Origin of the sequence: Mumia sp. zg.B21, assembly GCF_019550855.1 — a bacterium.
Taxonomy (GTDB): Bacteria; Actinomycetota; Actinomycetes; order Propionibacteriales; family Nocardioidaceae; genus Mumia.
Genome location: NZ_JAHWCJ010000001.1, coordinates 1,521,396 through 1,545,176 on the forward strand (window position 1 = coordinate 1,521,396; position 23,781 = coordinate 1,545,176).

Sequence of the window (23,781 nt, forward strand, 5' to 3'; positions counted from 1 at the left end):
CGGTCGTCGCGGGCCCTTCGTCGTGCGTACGTCGCCGGGATCAGCTGGCGGTGGCGGTGCCACCCTCCGTGCCGGCGTTGCCGCTGCCGGCCGTCGCCTCGAACGGCGTGTCCGGCAGCTCGGCCTTCGGCTCGCCCTTGAAGGTGAAGGTCGCGGTCGGACCCTCGCCCTCGACGTCGACCAGGACGATCTGACCCGGACGGACCTCACCGAAGAGGAGCTTCTCGGCGAGCGTGTCCTCGATCTCGCGCTGGACCGTACGACGCAGCGGTCGAGCACCGAGGACCGGGTCGAAACCACGCCTCGCGAGCAGCTCCTTGGCGGCAGGCGTGAGCTCGAGCGCCATGTCCTTGTCCTTGAGCCGCTTCTCGACGGAGTCGAGCATCATGTCGACCATGTCGATGATCTCGTTCTGGGTCAGCGGCGGGAAGACGACGATCTCGTCGACACGGTTGAGGAACTCGGGACGGAAGTGCTGCTTGAGCTCCTCCGACACCTTGGCCTTCATCTTGTCGTACGAGCCCTGGACGTCGCTGGCCTGGCTGAAGCCGAGGTTGACGCCCTTCGCGATGTCACGCGTGCCCAGGTTGGTCGTCATGATGATGACGGTGTTCTTGAAGTCGATCATCCGGCCCTGCGAGTCGGTCAGGCGACCTTCCTCGAGGATCTGCAGCAGCGAGTTGAAGATGTCCGGGTGGGCCTTCTCGACCTCGTCGAAGAGCACCACCGAGAACGGCTTGCGCCGCACCTTCTCGGTGAGCTGGCCACCCTCCTCGTAGCCGACGTAGCCCGGAGGCGAGCCGAACAGCCGCGAGACGGTGTGCTTCTCCGAGAACTCGCTCATGTCGAGCTGGATGAGCGCGTCGTCGTCGCCGAAGAGGAAGTTGGCGAGCGCCTTGGACAACCACGTCTTGCCGACACCCGAGGGTCCGGCGAAGATGAACGACCCACCGGGACGGCGCGGGTCCTTGAGGCCCGCACGCGTGCGCCGGATCGCCCGGGAGAGCGCCTTGATGGCCTCTTCCTGACCGATGACCCGCTTGTGGAGCTCGTCCTCCATGTTGAGCAGTCGGGTCGACTCCTCCTCGGAGAGCTTCACGATCGGGATGCCCGTCGCCAGGGCGAGCACCTCGGCGATGAGCTCCTCGTCGACCTCGGCGACCTCGTCCATGTCACCGGCACGCCACTGCTTCTCGCGCTCGGTCTTGGCCGTCAGGAGCTCCCGCTCCTCGTTGCGCAGCGACGCGGCGGACTCGAAGTCCTGGACGTCGATGGCGTTCTCCTTGCGACGGCGGACGTCGACGATCTTCTCGTCGAAGTCGCGCAGGTCCGGCGGAGCAGTCATCCGACGGATCCGCAGCCGGGAGCCGGCCTCGTCGACCAGGTCGATGGCCTTGTCGGGGAGGAACCGGTCGGAGACGTAGCGGTCGGCGAGCGTCGCCGCCGAGACGAGAGCCTCGTCGGTGATCGTCACGCGGTGGTGGGCCTCGTAGCGGTCACGCAGGCCCTTGAGCATCTCGATCGTGTGCGCGATCGACGGCTCCGCGACCTGGATCGGCTGGAAGCGCCGCTCGAGGGCGGCGTCCTTCTCGAAGTGCTTGCGGTACTCGTCGAGCGTCGTGGCACCGACCGTCTGCAGCTCGCCACGGGCCAGCATCGGCTTGAGGATGCTCGCCGCGTCGATCGCGCCCTCGGCCGCGCCTGCGCCGACGAGGGTGTGGATCTCGTCGATGAACAGGATGATGTCGCCGCGGGTGCGGATCTCCTTGAGAACCTTCTTGAGGCGCTCCTCGAAGTCACCGCGGTAGCGGGAGCCGGCGACGAGCGCGCCCAGGTCGAGCGTGTAGATCTGCTTGTCGCGCAGCGTCTCGGGGACGTCGCCGCGGACGATGTCCTGCGCCAGACCCTCGACGACGGTGGTCTTGCCGACGCCGGGCTCGCCGATGAGCACCGGATTGTTCTTGGTGCGGCGCGAGAGGACCTGCATCACGCGCTCGATCTCCTTCTCACGCCCGATGACCGGGTCGAGCTTGCCCTCGCGGGCAGCCTGCGTAAGGTTGCGGCCGAACTGGTCGAGGACCAGCGAGCTGCTCGGGGCAGACTCCCCCGCCGGTGCGCCGGACGCCGCCGTCTCCTTGCCCTGGTAGCCGCTCAGCAGCTGGATGACCTGCTGACGCACGCGGTTGAGGTCGGCGCCGAGCTTGACCAGGACCTGCGCGGCGACACCCTCGCCCTCGCGGATCAGGCCGAGCAGGATGTGCTCGGTGCCGATGTAGCTGTGCCCGAGCTGGAGCGCCTCGCGGAGGCTGAGCTCGAGGACCTTCTTGGCGCGCGGGGTGAAGGGGATGTGTCCGCTCGGGGCCTGCTGGCCCTGACCGATGATCTCCTCGACCTGCTCGCGCACGGCCTCGAGCGAGATGCCGAGGTTCTCGAGCGCCTTGGCGGCGACTCCCTCACCCTCGTGGATGAGACCAAGAAGGATGTGCTCGGTGCCGATGTAGTTGTGGCTGAGCATGCGCGCCTCTTCCTGGGCGAGCACGACAACACGACGGGCGCGGTCGGTGAACCTCTCGAACATGCAACTCCCCTTGATCCGAGACCTTGTGCAAAGTCGGGTCTCTGTCCACTCCATGCTAGTGGGAGAGGACAACGGCAGTGGACCGCCTGAAAGCGGCGGTGACGCCTGAATACAAGGGATTCGGGGCGTTCGGGCTTCCCGTGTTCACGCAGGGCGAACACCGGGACGGGCGAATGTTCACCCACAGCGAACGGGCGCGCGACGGCTCAGTGGGCGCGAAACACGAAACGGCGGTAGAGCACCCAGCGGGCGCCGGTCCCGAGCACGAGCCCGACCACGTTCGCGGCGACGTTGTCGGCGAGCAGCGACGACAGCCCGAGTGCGTACCTGCTGACTCCGAGACACACCGCGGGAATCGCGAGGGCAACGGCATTGGCGACGACGAAGGCCGTGAGGTGCCGCCACATCCAGGCACGTGCGGGCGTGACGCATCCCGGAGGGTGCTGAAGGGAAGGTCGTGACAGGTCGACCCGACCCGACTCACACCCACTCCGGGGCAGCGGGCATCCGGACGACCACCACGTCCTTCCAGCGGACCACCGTCCGCTGCCCGTGCGATCCTTCGCAGTGCGTGCTTCATTGGGGCGCGGCGGCACGGTGAGGCAGCGATGAAACCGACCGAAGGCCGCGGTTCTGCGGTCTCGGCGTCGGCGACGCGGAGGCGAATCCGTGAAGACAGCGCCGAGACTCGGACCGGCCGGCCGTGGCGCTCCTGCGCTGCCGGACGCCGTGAACGCCCGATCTACGCGAGCCTCCGCGCACCTGCAGTCGATCTCTCCTCCGAGGGCAGGAAGCAAGTAAGCCGAGCGAGTAGTCGAAGCCTCGACCTGCCGTTCACGGGCAGCTGCCGTCAGCGGCGAGGGGTATGGAAGGGTCTGCCTCCGCACCCACACCGACCCTCGATCAGTGCGCGGCGTCGTACGCCGACCGGACCTCCTCGCTCACGCGGCCCCGCTCGGACACCTCGTAGCCGTTCTCACGCGCCCAGGTACGGATCTCGGATGCACTTCCCGCTCCACCGCTGCGACGGCGGCCCGAGCCGCTCGCCGCCGACCTGCGGCGACCGGCTCGTGCCTTGCGCGCCTCGGCCACGTAGGGCGCGAATGCGTCGCGGAGCTTCTGTGCATTCTTTGCGGAGAGGTCGATCTCGTACATCACGCCGTCGAGACCGAACGAAACGGTCTCGTCCGCGTCACCACCGTCAATGTCGTCCACCAGGATTACTTGAATTTTCTGAGCCATGCCTGGCAATATACGCGCTCGCGAAAATTGCCGATAATCCGCGATCGCCGCACCCGAAAGGGCAAATCAGGACTCGCGCGAGGCCGGGAACAGAATTGCCTCCCGAATTCCGACGCCCATCAAGAGCATCACGAGCCGGTCGACACCGAGCCCCATTCCGCCCGCCGGCGGCATCCCGAACTCGAGCGCGCGCAAGAAGTCCTCGTCGACGTCCATCGCCTCCGGGTCCCCAGCGGCTGCCAACGCCGCCTGCTCGGTGAGCAGCTCGCGTTGCAGCACCGGGTCGTTCAGCTCCGAGTAGGCGGGCGCGAGCTCGACACCGTTGATGATGAGGTCGAAGGCCTCGGCCAGACCGGGCTTGCTCCGGTGGGGCTTGGCGAGCGGCCGTACGGACTGCGGGTAGTCGGCGACGAACGTCGGCTGGACGAGGGTGTGCTCCACGAGCTTCTCGAACAGCTCCAGGACGATCTCGCCGGCCCCCCAGCCGTCCCGGAGCGCCACGTCGTGCTCCGCAGCGAGCTTGCGCAAGGTGTCGGCGTCGGTCTCGAGCGTGACGTCGGTCCCGACGGCCTCCGCGACGAGCTCATGGATGCTGGCCCACCGCCACTCCGCCTCGAGATCGATCTCGGTCCCGTCCCGGCCGGCGACGACCGTGCGACCGAGCGCGCGGGCGGCATCGCGGACGAGGTCACGAAGGAGATCGGCCATGGTGTGGTAATCGCCGTAGGCCTGATAGGCCTCCAGCATCGCGAACTCGACGTTGTGGGTGTTGTCGACGCCTTCGTTGCGGAAAGTCTTGGCGATCTCGTAAACGCGGTCGACGCCACCGACCAGTGCTCGCTTGAGGTGAAGCTCCAGAGCGATTCGGAGAAGCATCTCCTGGTCGAACGCATTCATGTGGGTCTTGAAAGGACGTGCGGCAGCACCACCGTTGGTGAACTGCAGGACCGGCGTGTCAACCTCGATGAAGCCACGTGTGTCGAGGGTGCGGCGCAGCGACTGGAGGACCGTCGCCTTTGCGCGCACCACCTCGCGGGCCTGCGGACGGACGACGAGATCGACGTAGCGCTGGGTCGCCCGGAGCTCCTCCGACAAGGGGTTGTGCTCGTTGGGCAGCGGGCGGAGCGTCTTGGCGGCGATCTGCCACGACCTGACCTGGATCGAGAGCTCACCGCGCCGGCTGGTGATGACCTCGCCCTCGACGGCGAGATGGTCGCCGATGTCGACGAGCGACTTGAACTCGGCCAACGACTCCTCGCCGACCTCGGCAAGGGAGAGCATGCCCTGGATCTCGCTGCCGTCCCCCTCGCGGAGCCGGACGAAGCACAGCTTTCCGGTGTTGCGGAGAAAGATCACGCGACCGGCGGTCGCGACGTCGTCACCGGTGCGCGCGTCCGGACCGAGCGCCTCGGCGTCGTACGCAGCCACGATGTCGTGGATCGTCCGCGTGTAGGGGACGGTGAGCGGGTACGGCGAGATCCCCGCGTCGAGCATCCGCTGACGCTTCTCGCGCCGGACGCGCATCTGCTCCGGGAGGTCGTCGGCGGGCACGGTGGGGACGGGCTCGGTCATGCGACCCAGGGTAGTCGCGATGGTCGACGGCTCAGGCGTTGCGTCCGGCGACGATGCGCAGCCCGATGAGCGTGAGGTCCGGCTCGTGCGCGGTCACCCTCGCGCACTCGCCGAGGACGACGTCGGCGTGGGTGCCCGTCGCCACCACGGCCACGTCGTCAGTCCCCAGCGCGCGCACCATCCGCGTCACGATCCCGTCGACGAGACCGGCGAAGCCGAAGACCATGCCCGACTGGATGGCCTCGACGGTGTTCTTGGCGACGACACCGCGCGGGCGGACGAGCTCGACCGAGCGCAGCTGCGCTCCGCGCCGGGCGAGCGCCTCGAGAGAGATGCCGATGCCGGCGGAGATCGCGCCCCCGACGTAGCGACCCTGGGCGTCCACCACGTCGAACGTCGTCGCGGTGCCGAGGTCGACGACGATGCTGGGCCGGTCGGGATAGAGAACGCCTGCCGCGGCGGCGTTGACGATGCGGTCCGCTCCCACCTCGCGGGGGTTGTCCATGAGGATGGCGACTCCCGTGCGGGTGCCGGGCTCGATGATGGAGACGGCACAGTCGGCGTAGTCGCGCTCCAGGAGAAGGCGCAGCTCGTGCAGGACGGCGGGCACGGTGCAGGCCAGAGCAACAGCGTCCACCCGCCCGAGATCACGCTGGGCGAGCATGCCCCGCAGGAGCAGCTGCCACTCGTCGGCCGTCCGCGTGTCCAGCGTCGCCACGCGCCAGCGCGCCGTCAACCGGTCCCCATCGAAGACTCCGATGACCGTCTGGCTGTTGCGCACGTCGAGACACAGCAGGCTCACGGCACCATCATGGCGCAGCCGTCCCTCAGCCCGTGGGTGCGACGAGGTCGCCGCGGACCGTGTCCGACCCCGGGACCGGCTCGGCGGGATCCGACCCCGTGCCGAGGACCCGGTTGTCGGTGTCGACGAACACGACGCGAGGAGCCAGCTCACGCGCCTCGGCATCGGTGACCTGCGCGTACGCGATGAGGATGACGAGGTCGCCGGGGTGGACGAGGCGGGCGGCCGCTCCGTTGATGCCGATCACGCCCGAGCCGCGCTCCCCCGCGATCGTGTACGTCTCCAGGCGCGCACCGTTGTCGATGTCGACGATGTGGACCAGCTCGCCGGGCAGGATGTCTGACGCCTCGAGAAGGTCGGCGTCGACGGTCACCGACCCGACGTAGTGCAGGTCGGCCTGGGTCACCGTCGCGCGGTGGATCTTGGACTTCATCATCGTCCGCAGCATCAGGAGTCCTCCTCCGCGCCGAGCGAGACGGCGACGTTGTCGATCAGACGGGTGGACCCGACTCGGGCGGCGACAAGCAGCCGCGCCTCCTGGCCGGGAACGGGTTCGCCCAGGTCGGGCGAGCGCAGGGTGAGGTAGTCGACATCCACGCCGTCGACCTCGCCCAAGGTCTTGCGCGCGGACTCGAGCACGGCGACCGCGCCGGACGGCCCTGCGTCCACTCCGGCCTGGAGCGCGCGCGAGAGCATGACCGCGCGCTCTCGCTGGACGGCGTCGAGGTAGCGATTGCGTGACGAGAGGGCGAGCCCGTCGTCCTCTCGGACGGTCGGGCAGCCCACCACCCGGACCGGGAGGCACAGCGTACGTGCGGCCTGGCGGATCAGGACGAGCTGCTGGAAGTCCTTCTCGCCGAACAGCGCGACGTCTGGGCGGGTGAGGCCGAAGAGCTTGGTGACCACGGTGAGGACACCACGGAAGTGGGTCGGGCGTACGGCGCCCTCCAGCTCGCTGCCGAGGGGCCCCGGGTCGACCGTGACACCGTCGGAGTCGGGGCCGGCGGGATACATCTCGGCGACGGCAGGGTGAAAGACGACGTCGACGCCGACGTCCGACAGCCGCGCGAGGTCGGCCTCCCAGGTGCGGGGGTAACGGTCGAGGTCCTCCCCCGCGCCGAACTGGGTCGGGTTCACGAAGACCGAGACCACCACGACGTCGGCAAGCTCGCGTGCGCGGGAGACGAGCGCCAGGTGACCGTCGTGGAGGGCGCCCATCGTCGGGACGAGGGCCACGGAGCGGCCCTCCGAGCGGGCGGGCGCGAGCGCGGCGTCGAGGGCGCCACGCGTCGTGGCGACCAGAGGTGTGCTCATGCGTCGGTCCGCGAGCCCTCGTCGGTGACGAGCGTGGCGAGGACGTCCCACTCGGACTCGCGCAGGACCTGGCGGATGGCGAGAGCGCCACGCCGGTCGAGGCGCCCGTCGGCGACGGCGTGCACCGATGTCGCACGCGCCATCGCGACGTACGTGTCGAGGACCGGGATGGGCTGGTCGTGGAGCGCCGCCACGTGGGAGCGCACGGTCTCGACGTCGCCCCGCACGACGGGCCCGGTGAGCGCCGCGTCCTCGTAGAGGAGTGCGTTCTCGAGGGCGGCGGTCAGGAGCGGCCGCAGCACGCTCGCCGGGTCGTCGACCCCGGTCCGACGGAGGATCTGCATGGCTTGCGAGACGATCGTGACCAGGTGGTTGGACCCGTGGGCCAGTGCCGCGTGGTAGGTCGTACGGTCCTCGTCCCGGATCCAGATCGCCCGGCCGCCGAGATCGGCGACGAGGGCCTCGGCGACCTCCCGCTCGCCCGGACCGGCGGTGAGCCCGAAGACGGAGCCGTCCAGCCGCTCGAGGTCGATGTCGGTGCCGGTGAAGGTCATCGCCGGGTGCATGGCGACGGGGCGCGCGCCGACGTGCGCGGCAGCCGCCAGCACTCCGAGACCGTGACGACCGCTGGTGTGCACGACGACCTGTCCTGGACGGAGGTGTCCGTCCAGCGCGAGCTCGGCGACCAGCGCGGAGAGCGAGTCGTCGGGGACCGCGAGCAGGAGGACGTCAACGCGCGCGGCCACCTCCGCGGGCGTCAGCACGTCCACACCAGGAAGGAGGGTGTCGATGCGGGTGCGGGAAGCGGCGGACCGTCCGCTGACTGCGACGATCTCGTGGCCGGCCTCGCGCAGCCGGGCGGCAAGAACCGCTCCGACGCGACCTGCACCGACCACGCCTACGGCGTGGAGCGACGTCATCGACGTGCCTTTCGTTCCAGTCCCCTCGGGGTACCAGACAAACGGACTCGTTCAGTCTACGTGCGCGAAACCTCGCCGTAACCCGCTTGTGGCGCGCCTCACACCCGCGTCCGTCAGCGGCGTCGGTCGAGAAGACCCGCCTTCACCAACGCCTTCCGGTAGTACGGCGCCATGGTGCGGGCGTAGGTCATCGTGATGTGGTTGCTGTCCCGGTAGACGTTCGCGCCCCCGATCACGACGGGACAGGTGTCCTCGTCGCAGAACCAACGGGTCATGTCGAGGTGCACCGCACGCTTCTTCTTGCCGATCTTCTTCACGGCCTCCCCGTACGGGTCGAAGTTGTCGGTGACCGCCTCCTTGCGGGAGAGCGCGCACGACTCCGCTCCTGCGGCGCCGACCTCGCCCAGGCAGATGTTCGGGTTGTCCTCGGGCAGCCGACCGCCCTCGGGGTTGTCGCGCACCGCGACGATCGGCACCCGTGCGGCCCGCGCCGGTCGCCACACGTCGAGGAGGCCCTGGACCCGCTCCTCCTGCGAGGCGCGCTGGCTGGAGGCCCGGTTCGTGGTGACGATGAAGTCGAAGCGGTCGGCGTCCTTCGCGAGAAGGTCGGCGAGGTTCGCCTTGAGAGCGGCGCAGGCTTTCTTGCGCCCCTGCGTGTTGCCCGCGGCCGGCGGGACGGTCGACCAGGCGCAGCCGGGCGAGGAGAACATCTCCGCGGTGAGCACGCCCTGCTCGATGAGGATCTCGAACATCGGCATCATCGCCCGGGCGTGGGAGTCGCCGATGACCGCGATGTGCGGCACCCCTCGGCGGGGGGTCCCGAACGGACATCCCTCGAACGTCGCGCCGCGCAGGTGCTTGGCGCAGCGCTCGTAGGTCGCGTGCTCGGTCTTCACCTCGGAGGGGTCCGGGATGATGGCGTCCTCGAGAGAGGGGTCGGGGCACACCTCGGACTTCGCAGGATCGCGCGACGCGGCCCCGAAGCACCCGCCGTGCTGGGTGAGCAGCGCGTCGGCTGCGGCGGCACGAGCCTCGTTGTCGCGCTCCACCACCGACCAGCCGGCGAAGCAACCGACCACCAACGCCCCCGCCGTCGCCGCGGTCAGACCGAACGTCACCGAGGACCGGCGCAGGCCGAACTTCCGACCGGTGCGCACCGGGTCCTCGACCCAGACCTTCGTCGCCCAGGCGAGCAGGAGGGTCGCCAGGGCGATCGCCAGCTTGTCGAGCATGCCGAGGTCGGAGCCGGTGGCGTACGGAAGGATGACGATCAGCGGCCAGTGCCACAGGTAGATGGAGTACGACACGTCGCCGACGAACTGGGCCGGGCGCCACGCGAGGGCGCGCGTGGGCGACCAGCCGACCTCCGGATGGCCAGCCCACAGCAAGGCGCAGGTGCCGAGGACGACCCAGACCGCGGCCGTACCCGGCATCGGAGTCTCCTCCGTCATCCGTAGGGCGCACACCACCAGGAGGAGCAGACCCGCCCATGAGATCGCGGCACGGATGTGACGGCGTCCGGCCAGGACGGGGACGAACGCGAGCATCGCTCCCGCGCCGAACTCCCAGGCACGCGTGGTCGTGACGAAGTAGGAGCGGGCCGGGTCCGCGGCGGTGAGGTAGAGCGAGTAGGCGAAGGACGCGAGCGTGACGGCGCCGAGGACGCCTCCTACGGCGAGCCTCTGTCGCCGTACGCCCAGGCTCGGCGCCAGCACCGGCGCCAGCCAGAGGCCGGCAAGGACGAGCAGCGGCCAGACGAGGTAGAACTGCTCCTCCGCCGACAGCGTCCAGTAGTGCTGCGCCGGCGAGGCGACGTTGTCGGCGGCGAGGTAGTCGACGGCGTCGTGGGCGAGCGCCCAGTTCTCGACGTAGAGCGCGGCGGCACCGATCTCCCGGGCGAACTGCTGCCACAGCATCCGCGGCACCCAGACGACGACGGCGACGAGGGATGCCGCGAGGACGAGGTAGGCCGCGGGGAGCAGCCTCCGCGCACGGCGGGCCCAGAAAGCTCCCAGCGCGATGGTGCCGGTCCGGTCGGACTCACGCAGGATGTGCGCCGTGATCAGGTATCCCGAGATCACGAAGAAGACGTCGACGCCCAGGTAGCCACCCGGGAGCCGGTTGGGCCACAGGTGGAACACGACCACCAGACCGACCGCGATCGCGCGGAGACCTTGGATCTCGGGCCTGACCGGGGTGGCCTGGGGCACAGATGCCCCGACCGCGGGGCGAGCACGGCGGCTCTCGACGGTCGACGACATCGCCGACGATGCTAGCCGTTTCGGTGCGGCCTCGGACAACCGCCGTCGGAGAGCTCCGCCCTCGCGTCGGCGAACACGGCTTACGGTCGCCGCGCGCGAAACGCGCGGGTACGACGGAGACGGGACGCTGCACGCCGCCAGGGGGTGCGCTCGAGCCGGGCCACACGTGAACGCAGCTGAGCGACCTCCTCCTTGCGGGACATGAGGCGTTCCTTGAGCGCGGCGCGCTCCTCCTCGCAGGCGGCAAGCCGGAGGGTGGGGGTCTCCCCCGCCGCCAGCTCGATGTCGGCGACCATCTGAGGAGTCGGGGTGGCGCCGTCACCGATCACGATCTTGTGCAGCTCGGCGAGGAACCGGTGGTAGTAGTCCATGCGGTAGTGGACGTAGAACGGCCCCCACGGGTGGTCGTCGAAGGTCGGGAAGTCTTCGCCCGTCAGGTCGATCGCCGCCGCCCCGAAGGCCTCGACCGCATAGGCGTCCATCCGTCGCCACTGATCGTTGGCCGCCTCCACGTCGATCCGGGCGATGCTGCGGTGCTTCTGCAGTCTCCCCGGTCGAGGACGGTCCGGAAGCATCAACAGGTTGGTGTGATGCCCGCAGTGCACCACCACCCGGGTCTCGGGCAGGGTCAGGCGCACGTGCTCGGCGAAACGGTCCACCGCCTCGGACCACAGCGCAAAGTAGGCGTCAGGGTCACTGGTCGGATGAAGGCGGGTCAGCCGGCCTTCGTCGCGCAGCCGCTGATAGAAGTCGGTCGCATGCACCTTCCAGCGGTTGTCGGTGATGATCCTGCCGTCGTCGAGCTGCAGCACACCGAAGTGCGCGTCCCCGAAGAAGTCCAGCAGCAGGTAGTCAGGCCTCGGACTCGACCCGGCAAGCTCGCCGAGAAAGGCCTTGTCGAACTCCGTGCGAATGTTCCACACGTCGTAGTCCGACATCGCCTTGGTCGGCTCCCAGCGCTCCGTGATGGGCTCCGACATGAGACTCAGGACCGACATCTGGTTCTGGGCGACGTCACACCGGTACGTCGCCTTGTAGTGAGGATTGAAGCGTGAGTTGAAGTTGTCGCGTGTCATGCAGCTGCCGAACAGCGCGATCGATCGCACCTCACTCATGCCGGTTGAACGGCTGTCTGCACGGGTTCGGCCGCCTCTGCGACGGTGAGCCTCCGGGTTGAGGCCTCGATCGCCGCCGTCACGCGCTCGCGGCACCGCCCGTCACGCGCGGGAAAGGTGGCCGCGTTGCGCGCGGCGTACTCGGGACGAGGATCGCGTCCGTGCGTCAGCGACGTGATCGTCTCCTTGACAGCCGCCTCGGCGTCATACGTGACGGGCCCGAAGCCGTCGCGCTCGTAGGTGAAGTAGCCCTTGCGCCCGACGTGTCCGCCGTTGAGCACCCGCTCCTGGTCGAACTGGAAGTAGACGACCGGGCGGTCGATATAGGCCGCGTTGAAGGCGATCGACGAATAGTCGGTCACGAGGACCGCTGCTCGGGCGAAGATCTCCTGAACGTCCTGGCCGTGGTACGAGAGCGGCACCACGTGGGGCGACAGCTGCATCTGCTCGAGAGCGGGCTGGAGGTTCGGGTGGGGCAGGAACCCGATCTTGAGACCTTGCGCGGCGCACGCCTGCGCGAGCTCCTCCGACTCGAGGACCGCCCGCCAGCTCGTCATGAACTCCGACGCGAAGAGCTCCGGGTGCACCGAACGACGCTGCGAGCCCTCCTCGAGCGGCGGCTGGAGCCAGTTGCGCCACGTCGGGACGACGAGGACCAGGTCGCGGTCGTCGGGCGCGACCCGCTGACCGATCTCGCGCAACCGGTCGAAGCGCGGAAGACCGGTGAGCACGGCCTCCTTGGTGGTGAACCTGTACGGGGTGTGGTCACCGGCGATCGAGGCGTGCTCGCCCGGCGTGCTGGTCACGAAGACGTCGATCGACTTCGGGTTCAGCCACCCGGACAGGTCGTCCTTGATGACGCCGTGCTGCAGGAACGTGAACCGCCACCGCTGACCGGTCAGGCGCATGATCGCCGACGGGCGCACGACCGGGTGGTCGGCGTGCGAGGAGATCAGGTGACGGCAGTTGAGCATGAGCAGCTTCCAGTCGCGTGACCCGTGCGCCACCAACCGGTCGCCGTAGCCGTCGGAGTCGAGCCGCTTCCAATCCGCGGTCCCCTTCTCCAGGACGAACCACGCGTTGATGTCGGGCCGCTCGTCGCGCAGGTATCGGAACAGGTGCTCGGCTGAGTCGTCTGCATCGTGGATCCGGTCCATGAGGACCCATGCCTTGGCGTACTTGCGGAACAGCCGCGACCGGGCGATCCGGACCAGCGCCCGGTCGCCCGCCGACACACCGCTGGCCTTCGAGGGGACGTCCATCGGGTGGGTGGTCTCACGGGCCGCGACCTCAGACCGGACACGACCGGGCTTGAGCCAGGTGATGGCCGACGACGGCTGGTCGAAACGGAACGGGAGCCGGCGACCGTCGAGGACGATCCGCACGTTCGCCCGCGAAGTCACCCACAGCACACGCTCACGCATGACGACCCGCCCGTGGTAAGCGATGTCACGCACCTTCGCGTGGCGCGGCGACATCTCGACCCCGTTCACGAGGACGCGCTCGGCAGGTGCGTCACCCGTGTAGTGGTAGACGAGCCGCGTCAAGCCCTGGTCGGCGTCCGTCCGGTCCACCCGGACGTAGGGCGTGCACCACGGCGCGTCCGCGTACGAGTGCAGGAGGATGTCCTTCCAGATCCGCTTCATGGGCCGCACGGTGAAGGCCTCGATCACGTCGTCCTCGAGGAGGCGCCGGATATGTCCGAGGAGCCGGTGATACTCGTCGGCCACCCCGGCAGTCTCGGCACTGCCGCGTGACGACGCGCCGTCCTGGCTGCTGAAGAACCATGAGAGCTCGTACAGGATGTGGTTCTGCAGCCACTCCGGAGGGACGCCTCGCTCGTCGACCGCCTCCTGCAAGACGGCCAGGTAGCCGTCGCGGAGGACATCGGTGTAGCGGCCCGGGTGGGCGAGGCTGGTCTGAAGGGTCGACGTGGCGTCGTTGCGCCGTCGGTAGTGGTAGTGCGCCGACCCGACGAAGCCGACCCGTGGCCGGCCCGGCGACCCGAGAAGATAGCGCACGCACAACGCCCCGTCCTCGAAGTTCGGACGGAGCTCGGCGTCGAAGCGAAGCCCGAGGTCGTCGAGGCGCTGTCGACGGAAGAAGGCGACCGGCGCGCTCCCGTAGAAGTGCTGCGGGTTCTCCTCGAGGTCGCGGAGGCGGTCACCGCCGGCGAAGTGGTGCCGCAGCGGGTGGGTGTCGGTCAGGCGGCCGCTGGCGTCGTCGAGGACCCACCGTGCGCAGCCGACGAGGTCCACATCGGGCTCGGCCGCGATGAACCGGGCTACCCGCTCGAGGTAGTCCGGCGCAAGCACATCGTCGGGGTCCGGGAACGACACCCATCGTCCCCGCGCCTGCTCGATCCCGAGATTGCGGGCGGAGGCCTGACCGCCGTTCTCCTTCGTCAGCACCGTCACCAGGTCGGGACGACGCACCTCCCAAGCCTTCAGCATCTGGGAGGTCTCGTCCGTCGAGCCGTCGTCGACCATGATCACCTCGACAGCCGAGAGATCGAAGGTCTGTGCCTCGACGGAGGTGATGAAGTCGTCGAGGTACCTCGCGACGTTGTAGACCGCTGAGACGAGCGAGAACTCGATCCGTCGTGGTCCGGCGTTCACGTCAAGCATGGTGGAGGGAGTTCCTGACCTCGTGGCTGGTGGAGGGGGCGAACGGCGTTCACGTCCCCGGGCGATGGTACAAGGGGCCGATACCACCGGCGCCGAGAAGGCGTGCCACACCGCCGACTACTCTGGGACGCCGGACCTGAACGGAAGGACGCCATGGGCTCGCACGTGCCGTCGCTGCACGCCATCATTCCCGCCGGGGGCGCGGGCACCCGCCTCTGGCCGGTCTCGCGCGCCGGACGACCGAAGTTCCTGCTCGACCTCACCGGCAGCGGGCGCAGCCTCCTGCAGCAGACCTACGACCGTCTCCTCCCGCTCGTCGGTGCGGACGGCGTGAACGTCATCACGGGCGTCCGCCATCGCGACGCGGTCGTCGCCCAGCTCCCCGAGCTCGCCGCCGACCACGTCGTCGCCGAGCCGTCCCCCCGGGACTCGATGCCGGCGATCGGCCTCATGGCGGCCCTCATCCTGCAGCGCGACCCTGAGGCGCTGGTCGCTTCGTTCGCCGCCGACCACCTGATCCGCGACGTAGACGCCTTCCACGAGGCGGTTCGGCAAGCCGCCGCCGTCGCACGCGAGGGGTTCGTGACGACGATCGGGCTTCGTCCTACCTCGCCCTCCACGGCGTACGGCTACGTCGAGACCGGTGACTCGCTGGAGGTCCACGACGCTCCCGACGCCGTCTCGGTGCTGCGGTTCGTGGAGAAGCCGGAGCTCGAGGTCGCGCGAGAGTACGTACAGGCCGGCACGTTCCGGTGGAACGCCGGGATGTTCGTCGCCCGAGCCGACGTCCTGCTGGACCACCTGCGCCGCGAGCAGCCTCGCCTCCACGCCGGGATCGACGAGATCGTGGCCGCGTGGGACAGCGAAGAGCGGGACACAGTCATGCAGCGAACCTGGCCGACCTTGACCAAGATCGCGATCGACCACGCTCTCGCCGAGCCCGTGGCCGCCACAGGCGGCGTCGCGATGGTGCGCGCCGACTTCGGCTGGAGCGACATCGGCGACTTCGCCGCGGTGTCCGAGGCGATCCTCGCCGGAGACGGCGACCTGGGGGTCGTCGGTGAGCCGGAGCTCGTCACCGCCGTCGACAGCAGCGGGGTCGTCGTGACGTCGGGACGGACGGTCTCGGTCCTCGGGATCGACGACGTCGTCGTCGTTGACACCCCCGACGCCGTCCTCGTCACGACCCGGGCCCGCGCTCAGCAGGTCAAGACCCTCGTCGAGATGTGGCGTGAGGCCGGTCGCGAGGACCTGCTCTGAGCACCTTGACCTCCCGCGCCGAGACCTCCGCGCGCCGCGCTTTTGGCGCGGCTCGGCGGCGGTGGGACCAGTCTTCCCTCCGGAGGCCGCTGCTGAGCGTGGTCGTGCCGGTCTACAACGTCGCGCCGTACCTCGAGGAGTGCCTGGAGAGCGTCCTCTCGCAAGCGCTGCAGCGGATCGAGGTGATCGCGGTCGACGACGGCTCGACCGATGGTTCTGGTGACATCCTGGCGCGCTTCGCTCAGCGTGACCGACGTGTGACCGTCGTCCGTCAGACCAACGCGGGCCAGGGCGCCGCGCGCAACCTGGGCGTCTCCCGCGCGAGAGGCACGTTCCTCACATTTCTCGACGCCGACGACACGCTGCCCCCGACTGCCTACCAGCAGATGGTGGAGACCCTGCGACGCACCGGGTCGGACTTCGTCGTCGGCGAGGTGCAGCGTGTCCGCAATGACGTGCGGTCGGCGCCGCCGTGGGCGCACACCGTCCACGAGCGCGACCGTCTCGGCATCACGATCGACGACTTCCCAGACGCGCTGCAGGACGTCATCGCCTGCAACCGCGTCTTCCGTCGTCAGTTCTGGGTCTCCGAGGTCGGAGGCTTCGAGAACGGCCGCGGCGCGTACGAGGACCACGTGCCGATGGTGAAGGCGTACGTCCGAGCCCGGCGGTTCGACGTGCTGAAGCGGGTCACCTACTACTGGCGGATCCGGGAGAACCGGACCTCGACGGGTCAGCAGAAGCACCGGCTGGACAACCTGCGGGACAGGGTCGCAGTCAAGGCCGAGGCGCAGGAGCTCCTCGAGCGCGAAGCCTCGACGACGGTCTTCTCCACGTGGCTCGGCAGGGTGCTCGACCTCGACCTACCCCCGTACGTCAAGCATGCGCTGGCCGCCGACGACGACTACCGCGCCGTGCTGGCCGACGCCTACCGCCGCCACATCGCGATGGCGACGCCCCAGGCGTGGCGAACCGTCCGGGTGCTGCACAAGCTCCGTGGGTGGCACGCAGCGATGGGGAGGTGGGACGTCGTCGAGGCCGTCCAGCAGCACGTGCGCGACTACGGGCAGCCGCCCCGGACTCTCGTGCGGGACGGCCGGGTGTGGGTCGACCCGACCTTCGTCGGGCTGATCGACCCCGACACGCCCCACGAGCTCTTCGAGCTCGCGGACAGCGAGACCGCCCTGGACGCGCGGTTGCTGCGTGCGCGCTGGGACGACCGTGGGCGACTCCACCTGCACGGGTGGGCCGTGGTGCGCGCCGTCGAACCCGGGACCGAAGACCACCGGCTCACGCTCTCGCTGTGCCACGACGAGTCCGGTGCCCGGGTCGTCCTCGGGCCGGTCCTCGCGCAAGAGCCACGAGCGGACGCGATCATCGGTGATCCCGAGACCAGCTATGCCGGCGGCGGCTTCGACGTCGTGGTCGACCCCCGGCGACTGCTCGCGGAGTCCGACGCCGCCGGACGTTGGCGGCTGGAGGCGGAGGTCTCGACCCGCGGGGTCACCCGGCTCGGTGGCTTCTCCGGAGCTGTGGGTGGCGGCTCTGCCGCCGCCCAGTCGCTGACCTCCGTCGACGTCAACGGTCACCGCGCGACGCCGGCGTGGGACAGTCGTGCGGGCTTCGTGCTCGATGTGGTGCGGTCGACGGCGGTCGAGCCCGCCGACTCCGCGTCGAGCCCGTCGGGGCCTGTCGTCGTCACTGCCGTGGTGGACGACACAGTCGCCGATGGCCCCGCCCTGGTCGTCACCGTGTCGGGCATGCCGGCAGAGCCGCTCGCCGAGGGTCTCCGGCTCGTCGGCGACAGACTCACCGTCGACACACGACCTCCCACCGAGATCGAGGACGGGCACCAGGTCGTGGTCCCGCTCGTCGCCTCCTCGTTCGGTGGACCGCGACGCCCGCTCCCGGGTGGGTCCTACCGCCTCGCCCTCCCCGACGGGACGACGTTGGGCGCCGGCGAGCACTTCCGCACGTTGCTGCCGTTGGAGCAGACGAGCGGCGACCTGAATGTGCGTTGGACCTACGCCCGCAACGGGCAGGCCCGGCTCACGGTGATGTCTGGTCTGGCCCCGGTCGAGCGCAGCCGCTGGGCACGACGCCGCGTTGTCGACGGGTACGCCGGCAGCGACGCACCGGCCGTCGACCAGATCTTCTTCCATAGCCGAGAGGGTCAGGCCGCGTGCGGCGCGCCCGCGGCGATCTCCCGCGAGGTGGCCGCGCTGCGGCCGGAGATGCCTGTCGTGTGGTCCACGGTCGACCGTTCAGTCGTCGTGCCCGAGGGTGCCCGTCAGGTGGTGGTCGGCAGCGCGGAGTGGGCGCACGAGCTCCACCGATCGCGGTTCGTCGTCGCCGACGGTCCTGTCGAGGGCCTGCTCTCTCCGCCGGGACGGCGGTGGACGTACGTTCCGTCCGGGCACCAGCTCTCGTCGACCGGGCACGACCGGTGGGTCGCCGCCGGATGGTCGCAGGAGCAGATCCGTGAGGAGATGAAGCGTTTCGGCCGGTGGGACCTTGTCGTCGCAGCAGGACCACAGAGCGCCTCCGCGATCGCCACCGACCTCCGGTACGACGGGGAGGTGGCCATCGTCGGGGACCCCGCCACCGATCTCGTCGTGTCCGGCGACGACACCGTCCGCAAGCAGGTGCTCGATCGGCTCTCCATCAACCCCAGCTCCTTGGTCGTCCTCTACGCTCCCGCCGACCGTCTGGCGGAGGCGACCAGCGCTCGTACCGGGCGGCTGAGCAGGCTCCTGGACCTCCGCCGGCTCCAGGCGTCGCTCGGGCCGGCGGTGACGGTCCTGGTCCGCGGAGGTCCTGCCGTCGCGCGTGGGAGCGACCGTGTCCACGGCCTGCCCGGCGTGATCGACGTCACCGACTACCCGGAGGAGTCCGAGCTTGTGCTGGCAGCCGACGCGGCGGTGCTCGACTACACGGCACTGAGGTTCACGTGGGCCCTGACAGGCAAGCCCGTGGTCTTCCACCAGCCCGACCTCGAGGTGTACGCCGCTGCGCACCCCGCCCTCCTCCCGTGGGACGAGAGCACTATCGGGCCCGTCGTCACGACCACCGGCGAAGTGGCCGACGCCCTCAAGGATCCCTCGAGGCTCGTGGCCGACCATGCCGCAGCCGTAGAGCGGGTCAACGCGACCTTCAACGCGCTCGCCGACGGGCGTGCGGCCGCGCGGGCTGCAGCCGCCCTGCTCCGCGAGCACTAGACCGCGGCGCCCGCCGCGGCGCCAGGTCTACGCCGGAAGCGGAACCGAGGTCTGGGCGATCGTCGGGGACACGACCGGGGTCACCACCGTCTGAGCGCCCTCGACAGCGGGCGTTCGAGCGCAGGTGCGAGGGTCCGCGCGTAGGTCGCGGTAAGGTGCGACCCGTCGAAGTAGACGACCACGCCCCCGACCACGGCGTCGCACACGTCCGGACGACAGATCAGGTCGTTCAGGTCGGCCAGGACGATACCGCGGTCGTCGAGACTGCGGACGGCATCGACGACCGGCTCGTCGGGCTCCCACCTGCTGCGAGGTCCCGAGCACCGGGTGAGGTCCGCCTCGTTGTCGGCCACGCAGTCAGGGACGATCGTGCCGGGGGCCGGGGTGTCTCGGATGACCGCGACCGGGACCCGCGCTTCACGGATGGTCGAGAGCACACTCTCGTAGCCGCGTCGGTAGTCGCCGTGGCTTCCGGCGACGTCCTTGCCGACCGCCGGCACCGAGATGCGGTTGGTGTAGACGACGAGATCGAAGTCGCCGGAGACCAGCTCTCGCGTCACTCGACGCCCCCACGCCGCACAGCGGTCGGTCTTGTCGGCCGCGTCGAACTCCTGGTCCGCCGTCGCGAGCGCGCAGCGGGAGGCCAGGTAGGTCGTGATTCGCCAGCCGCGGGTCTCCGCGATCTCCTCGAGCGCCGGGAGCCACTGGCCGGCGTGCGAGTTGCCGGCGAGCGCGACCGACGTCTCGCTGTCCGGATCACCGAACTCGCACACGGTCACCGGGAACCGCGGCGCGTTCGACCAGCAGTCCTTGCCCCCGGAGACGTCTGCGTAGGCGTCGGACTTGTCGTTCAGCGCCTGCGCCGGGGCGGGCACGACCGGCCCCGAGGTGGTCCGAGCACAGCCGGCCCCGGGGACCAGCGCTGCAGCCCCGAAGCACGGGTCGTCAGCGGCGATCGCAGCGGCGAGGTCATCGCGTGCACCCGCCTCCAGCCGGTCGACCTCCGCCAGCTGCGCCGCAGCGAGGGCCACCACGACGGCCATGCCCGCCAGACCGAGTAGGTACGGCTTCCTGAGCGGGCGGCCCCACTCGGGCGCCCGGAAGCGGTCCTCGACGTACCGCTTTGTCAGCGCTGCGAGCAGGAGGGACGCCGCGAGGACAGCGAGCTTGTCGAGCAGGCCGAGGCTCGAGCCGGTCGCGTACGGCAGCAGGACGATCAGGGGCCAGTGCCAGAGGTACACGGAGTAGGAGACGTCACCGAGCCACTGGACCGGCCGCGCTGCCATGAGCTGAGCGGGCGATGCGGGTGCCGTAGGAGCGTTCGCCGCGATCACCGCCGCTGTGCCGAGCACCGGCACCGCAGCCTGCCAGCCCGGGAACGGTGTGGCGCCGTCGTAGACGAGGCCGGTCCACACGATCGCGCCCAGCCCGACCCACGCCAGGGCGACGCGCGCCATGGGCGGCCACGCGACCGCTTCGACGTCACGGCCGCGGCCGAAGCCGTGCTTGCCCACGAGCACCGCGAGGAGGGCGCCGACCCCGAGCTCCCACACGCGGGTCGGCGTCACGAAGTAGGCCCGCGCGGGCTCGGTGACGGTCTCGTGGACCGAGTAGGCGAACGATGCGGCCACCACCGCGCCCAGGCCGACCCCGACCACGACGGCGGGGGACCGACGGAGGCTCGTCGCGACCGCGACCAGGACGAGGATGAGCAGCGGCCACACGAGGTAGAACTGCTCTTCGACCGACAGCGACCAGAAGTGCTGCACGGGTGACGGCAAGTTCTCTGCCGCGAGATAGTCCACGGCGTCGGCGGCCAGCAGCCAGTTGACGACGTAGAGAGCGGCGGCTCCGCTCTGCTTGGCCGTGGCCTCCCACTGCGTCTCCGGCGCGAACAGGCGCGAGCCGACCAGGGTGACGGCGAGGACGAGGAGGGACGCGGGCAGCAGCCGCCGGATCCGCCGCGACCAGAACTGCGCGAGGTCGCGCCCGCCCCTCGGCGGCTTGCCGAGCAGGTGGGAGGTGATGAGGAAGCCGGAGATGACGAAGAAGACGTCCACGCCGGTGAAGCCGCCGGTCAGACGGTTCGGCCAGAGGTGGTAGACGAGGACGAGGGTCACCGCGACGGCGCGCAGCGCCTGGATGTCGGTCCGCGTCCCCGGCACGGCACGCTCGTCGTGCGATCGACTCGAGGACTCGACCAGCGACCGGCTGCTCACGTCGTTCGTTCCTCGGAGTCTCGTCGGGGGGCTCGGCGGGCTCGCCCATGATAGGGGGAGGTCATCCTCCGCCGTACAAGGCGTCGACGACACGGGCGGCCGCGTGCCCGTCGTCGAGAGGATTGTACGTGGCGACCCAGTCCGCGTAGCGACGCGCGTAGCGGTCACGGTGACCATCGAGCTCTCGGAGGGCGTCGACGACCGCGGCCGTCTCACGGAGGACCGGTCCGGGCGCGGTCTCCTCGAGGTCGAAGTAGAGACCACGCCGCCGGCCCCGGTAGTCGTCGAGGTCGGGGACGAAGAACACGAGCGGCTTCCGCGTGACCGAGTAGTCGAACATGATCGACGAGTAGTCGGTGATCGCCACGTCGGCCACGCGATAGAGGTCGTTGATCTCCGGGTAGGTCGTCACGTCCCGGACGGCGGGGCCGGCGACGGCCGACTCCCACCCCCTGATGTTCATGTGCCCGCGCACGAGGAGGGTGAAGCCGTCTCCCATCCCCCGGACGACCGCCTCCAGGTCGAGGAGCCGCGGCATGACCCGGTCCCCGTCGCGCCACGTCGGCGCGTAGAGGGCGACCATGTGGTCGTCGGGGATACGCAGGCGACGTCGGACGTCCGTGGCCCGATCGTCGTCGACGCCGGCGAGCGCATCGTTGCGCGGGTAGCCGAGCTGGACGATGTCGCCCTTGTAGCCCCACGCCCGCGGGAAGATCTCCGCGCTGTACGGGTTGGGAGCCAGCAGGGCGTCCCAGCGCCCCACTGATCGGCGCGTCCAGTCGTCCCAGCCCGGCGCGCCCTCACGGACCGCCGCTCTGTCGGCCCCGAGCAGCTTCAACGGCGTGCCGTGCCACGTCTGCACGATCACCTGGCCAGGGCGGCGGACGACCGCGGGAGGAAGCCCGGCGTTGAAAGTCAGGTACGACGCCCGGGCGAGGACGTCCCACCACTCCCGCGACCCCATGACGACCCCGCGCCCACCCGGAGCGACCGGGACGGACCGGTCTGCCACTCCCCAGACGAGGTCGAGGTCGCTCTCTCGCCGGACCAGCTCGTCGAAGATTGCGCGACCGCTGTCGGTGGTGCTCGCGCCGTAGTAGCACTCGAAGTAGGCAGCGCGGCGCGGCGATGCCGACGAGGCCAGGTAGTGCTGCGTGAGGAGCCGCTGCCGGAAAGGGCCGCGCTCGTCCGTGCGGAGGTCCGGCTCGCTCTCCACCACGATCCGGCCCGAGGCCGAGACCGTCGCACGGAGGCGGGCCCCCGGCGCGACCACGCACAACGGGAGCATGCGTTCGCCCTCGGGGGCCAGTCGGACGAGGACCGAGCGACCACGTGGGCGCTCCGTCACCCGCACGTCGAAACGGTCCGCGGGCCACGGTCTCGGACCGGACCACTCGGCGGTCTCGTACGGCAGCAGAGCCTCGAACCGTCCGCCCTTGACCGTCACCTCGCCCGGGAGCGTCCTGGTCGCGCTGCCCAGCTCCAGCCCAAGCTCGGGGCCGACACTGACCGCGTCTCCCTCGAGCAGGATGCCTCGATCACCGGCCACGACGCTGTCGACCACGAGAGCCGGCGCCGTCGAGATCGCGACGCGGCCGGATGGTCGGACTATCAGCTCCGGCGGCAGCGGCCCGGCGCCCAGTGCGGCGCTCCACGCGACCGCGAGGCGACGACCACCGCGACCCGCGGCGACCAGGTCTCCGTCGCCCACCGGACCACCGCGCTCGACCTCGGCGACGAGCACGTGCCGCGAGACCCGCTCGGCAGCGAGCAGACGGTCGGCGCCGCCGTTGCGCTCGACGAGAGCGAGCCCGGTGAGACCTTTCCCGTGCACCGACAGCCGGACCCCGGCGCTCATCCCTGTCGCCTCTTCGAGGCGCGCCTCAGCACGCTCGACCTTCAGCCGCAACCCTCGCTCGTCGGACCAGACCGCTCGAACGAGGCTGTCTCCGAGCGCTCCCGATGCACGTGGTCGCCGTGCCCACGACCGGGCGCGGCGACCGGTCCAGCGGAAGGGGCGCTCGGCGTCGTCCACGACGACGCAGACATCGGCCCGGAATCCCTCGGGGTGATCCAGGAGACCGCTCACGTCGACCTCGGCCGTAAACCCGGTGTCAGCACGGGTCCCGGCCTCGTCACCCGGGCTGACGTCCGCATCGGGGTCGGCCAGCGGCAGAGCCGACCCTCGTGCCAGGCGCCGACCTCGCGGGTCGAGCACCTCGACGGCGCTCACCGTGAGGGAGTCGCCTCCGGGCATGTAGGCCCACCCTGCGAGGCGGACGGTCGCAGGCCGCACCCACCGGAGGTCGGACAGGATCACCACCGCGTCCTGGTCGGTCGGAGCAGCAAACCCGCTCGGACGCCCCAGGACCCGCACCCCCCAGGCGAGCACGCGCCCGACGGCGCTCAGGGAGTGTCCCCGTGCAGCCACGCGAGGTCCCGCAGGTGCGGGACGTCGGCCTCGAAGTCGGACCCGATGGTCGGCGACGTCTCGACGCCCCTGCCTTGGAGACCTCGGTAGCGACCGCCCTTCAGGCCGACGAGGTCGTAGAGATAGTCGTGGTTCATCGTCTCGGTGGCCAGGGAGAGTGCCGAGTCCGACGGAGGACGAGGGGTCGATCTCACGCGCTGATAGTAGGCGACGACCACCCGG

The 23,781-nt window shown here is 70.0% G+C and carries 16 protein-coding genes; 2 read left to right on the forward strand and 14 right to left on the reverse strand.

What is annotated here, in order from left to right:
* Positions 1-40 precede the first annotated feature (40 nt).
* The 11 genes from KV100_RS07425 to KV100_RS07475 all read right to left on the reverse strand — a co-directional run bounded on the left by KV100_RS07425 (position 41) and on the right by KV100_RS07475 (position 14,422).
* Positions 41-2,578: an ATP-dependent Clp protease ATP-binding subunit gene (locus KV100_RS07425; RefSeq protein WP_220342202.1), complete on the reverse strand. Its 2,538-nt coding sequence runs from the start codon at positions 2,576-2,578 to the stop codon at positions 41-43.
* A 206-nt stretch (positions 2,579-2,784) separates the two neighbouring features.
* Entirely contained in the window at positions 2,785-2,985 is a 201-nt protein-coding gene (locus tag KV100_RS07430; RefSeq protein WP_220342203.1) for a GtrA family protein, read from the reverse strand.
* Positions 2,986-3,481: 496 nt separating this feature from the next.
* Positions 3,482-3,820 carry an Lsr2 family protein gene (locus tag KV100_RS07435; RefSeq protein WP_220342204.1) on the reverse strand — a complete coding sequence of 113 codons (339 nt, stop codon included), beginning with the start codon at positions 3,818-3,820 and terminating at the stop codon, positions 3,482-3,484.
* A gap of 66 nt (positions 3,821-3,886) precedes the next feature.
* Complete coding sequence (lysS, locus tag KV100_RS07440; protein WP_220342205.1) at positions 3,887-5,392, reverse strand: lysine--tRNA ligase; 1,506 nt, start codon at positions 5,390-5,392, stop codon at positions 3,887-3,889.
* Positions 5,393-5,423: 31 nt separating this feature from the next.
* A complete protein-coding gene (locus KV100_RS07445) occupies positions 5,424-6,194 on the reverse strand; it encodes a type III pantothenate kinase (protein WP_220342206.1) in 771 nt (256 codons plus the stop codon).
* A 25-nt stretch (positions 6,195-6,219) separates the two neighbouring features.
* Entirely contained in the window at positions 6,220-6,642 is a 423-nt protein-coding gene (gene panD, locus KV100_RS07450; protein WP_220342207.1) for an aspartate 1-decarboxylase, read from the reverse strand.
* Positions 6,642-7,508 carry a pantoate--beta-alanine ligase gene (gene panC, locus KV100_RS07455; protein WP_220342208.1) on the reverse strand — a complete coding sequence of 289 codons (867 nt, stop codon included), beginning with the start codon at positions 7,506-7,508 and terminating at the stop codon, positions 6,642-6,644. Before panC ends, panD begins: the two co-directional genes overlap by 1 nt.
* Complete coding sequence (locus KV100_RS07460; RefSeq protein ID WP_220342209.1) at positions 7,505-8,428, reverse strand: Rossmann-like and DUF2520 domain-containing protein; 924 nt, start codon at positions 8,426-8,428, stop codon at positions 7,505-7,507. The genes panC and KV100_RS07460 overlap by 4 nt, the downstream gene beginning before the upstream one ends.
* Positions 8,429-8,541: 113 nt before the next feature.
* A complete protein-coding gene (locus KV100_RS07465) occupies positions 8,542-10,689 on the reverse strand; it encodes an acyltransferase family protein (RefSeq protein ID WP_220342210.1) in 2,148 nt (715 codons plus the stop codon).
* 80 nt (positions 10,690-10,769) lie between these two features.
* Positions 10,770-11,804: a DUF6270 domain-containing protein gene (locus tag KV100_RS07470; protein ID WP_220342211.1), complete on the reverse strand. Its 1,035-nt coding sequence runs from the start codon at positions 11,802-11,804 to the stop codon at positions 10,770-10,772.
* On the reverse strand, positions 11,801-14,422 hold the full coding sequence (locus KV100_RS07475) for a CDP-glycerol glycerophosphotransferase family protein (protein ID WP_220342212.1): 2,622 nt from the start codon (positions 14,420-14,422) through the stop codon (positions 11,801-11,803). Before KV100_RS07475 ends, KV100_RS07470 begins: the two co-directional genes overlap by 4 nt.
* Before the next feature lie 162 nt (positions 14,423-14,584).
* Between KV100_RS07475 and KV100_RS07480 the strand changes: the two genes are divergently transcribed.
* Together KV100_RS07480 and KV100_RS07485 are read left to right on the forward strand one after the other, a co-directional pair.
* A complete protein-coding gene (locus KV100_RS07480) occupies positions 14,585-15,691 on the forward strand; it encodes a mannose-1-phosphate guanylyltransferase (protein WP_220342213.1) in 1,107 nt (368 codons plus the stop codon).
* A gap of 104 nt (positions 15,692-15,795) precedes the next feature.
* Positions 15,796-18,909 carry a CDP-glycerol glycerophosphotransferase family protein gene (locus KV100_RS07485; RefSeq protein WP_220342214.1) on the forward strand — a complete coding sequence of 1,038 codons (3,114 nt, stop codon included), beginning with the start codon at positions 15,796-15,798 and terminating at the stop codon, positions 18,907-18,909.
* An 80-nt stretch (positions 18,910-18,989) separates the two neighbouring features.
* Here the strand turns inward: KV100_RS07485 and KV100_RS07490 are convergent, their stop codons facing one another.
* The 3 genes from KV100_RS07490 to KV100_RS07500 form a co-directional block, all read right to left on the reverse strand.
* On the reverse strand, positions 18,990-21,128 hold the full coding sequence (locus tag KV100_RS07490; protein WP_220342215.1) for an acyltransferase family protein: 2,139 nt from the start codon (positions 21,126-21,128) through the stop codon (positions 18,990-18,992).
* Between the two features lie 61 nt (positions 21,129-21,189).
* The gene (locus KV100_RS20105; RefSeq protein WP_220342216.1) at positions 21,190-23,559 is read right to left on the reverse strand and encodes a CDP-glycerol glycerophosphotransferase family protein; all 2,370 of its coding nucleotides are present in this window, start codon (positions 23,557-23,559) and stop codon (positions 21,190-21,192) included.
* Positions 23,535-23,753 (reverse strand): hypothetical protein, encoded by a 219-nt coding sequence (locus KV100_RS07500; protein WP_220342217.1) that lies wholly within the window; start codon positions 23,751-23,753, stop codon positions 23,535-23,537. Before KV100_RS07500 ends, KV100_RS20105 begins: the two co-directional genes overlap by 25 nt.
* Between the last annotated feature and the right edge of the window lie 28 nt (positions 23,754-23,781).

Bases quoted from the DNA above. Each gene is read 5' to 3' on its own strand.
- KV100_RS07425 (WP_220342202.1), bottom strand. From the start codon at position 2,578: ATGTTCGAGAGGTTCACCGACCGCGCCCGTCGTGTTGTCGTGCTCGCC.
- KV100_RS07480 (WP_220342213.1), top strand. From the start codon at position 14,585: ATGGGCTCGCACGTGCCGTCGCTGCACGCCATCATTCCCGCCGGGGGC.
- KV100_RS07465 (WP_220342210.1), bottom strand. From the start codon at position 10,689: ATGTCGTCGACCGTCGAGAGCCGCCGTGCTCGCCCCGCGGTCGGGGCA.
- panD (WP_220342207.1), bottom strand. From the start codon at position 6,642: ATGCTGCGGACGATGATGAAGTCCAAGATCCACCGCGCGACGGTGACC.
- KV100_RS07470 (WP_220342211.1), bottom strand. From the start codon at position 11,804: ATGAGTGAGGTGCGATCGATCGCGCTGTTCGGCAGCTGCATGACACGC.
- lysS (WP_220342205.1), bottom strand. From the start codon at position 5,392: ATGACCGAGCCCGTCCCCACCGTGCCCGCCGACGACCTCCCGGAGCAG.
- KV100_RS07435 (WP_220342204.1), bottom strand. From the start codon at position 3,820: ATGGCTCAGAAAATTCAAGTAATCCTGGTGGACGACATTGACGGTGGT.
- KV100_RS07460 (WP_220342209.1), bottom strand. From the start codon at position 8,428: ATGACGTCGCTCCACGCCGTAGGCGTGGTCGGTGCAGGTCGCGTCGGA.
- panC (WP_220342208.1), bottom strand. From the start codon at position 7,508: ATGAGCACACCTCTGGTCGCCACGACGCGTGGCGCCCTCGACGCCGCG.
- KV100_RS07430 (WP_220342203.1), bottom strand. From the start codon at position 2,985: ATGTGGCGGCACCTCACGGCCTTCGTCGTCGCCAATGCCGTTGCCCTC.